Raw genomic sequence first — 1,231 nt, 5'->3', positions numbered from 1 at the left:
AAATATAACCATAGCCGCATAAAAATATCCCAAAACAATACTAATAATCTGAAAAGAATAGCATTAGTAGGAAGTAATAGAAATACCATTTCAACTATTCAACATTGTCCTGGCGATAGAGGATTGCAATTCGTTCCAGAATATGGTATTGGCGATAGTGTAGTTCCAATTGAAAGTGCAACAATGAATTTTAATCACGATCTTTTGGATATAAAAATCTTTGATCAAGATCATATGGGGTTAATACAGAGTCAGGAATGCATAGATGAGATATTAAAAAACATAAAAGATACAAAATCATTTATGAAGCTGCCCATGAGAACAAAAATAGGCAAATAAACAATCTTACATCTAATGCCATAGAAGAAACCAAGACACTTTCAAATAAGCTTGCTATTTCAGGTTATTTTGATTTATTCTTTTCAAACGAAACCTGTTCATATTATTACACAAATTCAGAGGTTCATGAAGGGAATAATTTTAAATTTGACCCTTTAACATCAGTTGGCAATCCGATTTTACTGGCTCAATTTGCTGATGATAATTATGATTGTAAAATCAATTCACTTGCTGATCAAAACACTGATATTATGTGCAATATTGATGGAAACATCTATTTGTATACCAATATCTCTGTGAATAGTGGATCTGTATTATTCTTAAATTTATCAGATGGTTCATTTTTTATTAACATTGATCTTGATAATGATGGTGAAATAGATACAACTGTTACGCCAACTATCAATCCAGGGGTAATTCAAGATGATGAGAAATCACCTGAAATAACAGTAGAATCTTGCAATGCAGGTATTAGTAACTCAAATACTATAAATCCCAATATAGTTATAACTAACAACTCTGACAAGCCTTTTAAAAATGAGTGATATAACTATAAATTATGTATTTAATGCAGACAATAAAGAAAACCTTGAATACCATTGCGACTGGCTTGCTGTAGATAATCAATACTTAGGTAATACTTCGGTTTGTGAATTTGTTAATGACGATTACGGAAATACATATGCAAAAATCAAATTTAATACCGATGTTGAACTTCAACCTAATAAACAGTTTGTAATCCATTTTAGACTAAATGCAGCAGATTGGTCTAATTGGGATACATCGAATGATTATTCAATGGGAACAGAACAGCTATTGCCAAATGATAAAATAATTGTTTTTTATAATGAACAGCTTATAAGCGGTGTCCGGCCTTGAAGTAGAGGTTGAA

The 1,231-nt window shown here is 30.9% G+C and carries 3 protein-coding genes; all 3 read left to right on the top strand.

Features of this window, described 5'->3' with window-relative positions; translation table 11 throughout:
- Positions 1–339: hypothetical protein (locus tag RUM_RS12865; protein ID WP_162094102.1), on the top strand; the 339-nt coding region annotated here is incomplete at its 5' end.
- Between the two features lie 278 nt (positions 340–617).
- Positions 618–884, top strand: coding sequence for a hypothetical protein (locus RUM_RS12730; protein WP_147645607.1), 267 nt, complete (start codon positions 618–620; stop codon positions 882–884).
- Entirely contained in the window at positions 877–1,218 is a 342-nt protein-coding gene (locus RUM_RS12725) for a hypothetical protein (protein ID WP_147645606.1), read from the top strand. Before RUM_RS12730 ends, RUM_RS12725 begins: the two co-directional genes overlap by 8 nt.
- Positions 1,219–1,231: the final 13 nt, after the last annotated feature.

It is taken from the genome of Ruminococcus champanellensis 18P13 = JCM 17042 (genome assembly GCF_000210095.1).
GTDB classification, from domain to species: Bacteria; Bacillota; Clostridia; order Oscillospirales; family Ruminococcaceae; genus Ruminococcus_F; species Ruminococcus_F champanellensis.
The sequence above is the reverse complement of the archived record's forward strand: the minus strand, read 5'-3'. Positions and strand labels throughout refer to the sequence as shown.

Coding starts and splice junctions, on each gene's coding strand:
- RUM_RS12725 (WP_147645606.1), top strand. CDS start 877: ATGAGTGATATAACTATAAATTATGTATTTAATGCAGACAATAAAGAA.